This window comes from Paraburkholderia sp. SIMBA_030 (assembly GCF_046535245.1).
GTDB lineage: Bacteria > Pseudomonadota > Gammaproteobacteria > Burkholderiales > Burkholderiaceae > Paraburkholderia.
Map to the genome: position 1 here is coordinate 1 of NZ_JAWRXB010000089.1, position 469 is coordinate 469.

1 protein-coding gene is annotated in these 469 nt (G+C 65.9%); it reads right to left on the reverse strand.

The features are described 5' to 3' along the window. Positions 1-469 (reverse strand): filamentous hemagglutinin N-terminal domain-containing protein (locus SB772_RS39140; protein ID WP_410838406.1); only part of this gene is annotated, 469 nt, incomplete at both ends.

The following is a 469-nucleotide window of genomic DNA, read 5'->3' on the forward strand; positions in this document are numbered from 1 at the left end:
TCTGCGCGCTGGCCTGCCACTTCGAGATGGCCGTTGATCTGACTCGCTGCGCTGCTGTTGACCTGGTTGACGATGACTCGCGCGGACTGACCGGGGCCGAAGTTCGGATTGCCGTTAACCATGCCCGCCTGCTGCGTCTGCACGAACGTCGGCGAATTGTTCAGGATCGTGCCCGGCTGCTGTACGTCGAACTGCCCGTATGTGTTCATCGAGATGCCAGCGCCGGACGGTTTGTTGATGTTCACCTGCGGCAAACCGTTCTGCGTCTGGATGACGGAAGGTGCGTGCGCGCCGCCCGGTACGATCTGCGCGCCGGCCAGCAAGGGCGCCGCGCCCACGAGCCCCAGTGCGGCGAGCGAGATGGGGCGGAATGCGAACGGCGATGGGCGCCGCGCACCGGCCGGTGCATGGCCCGTTACTGTGGTTTCGCCATTGTTCCTGCCGGTCGTGCTGGCGGTCTCCGCGACAG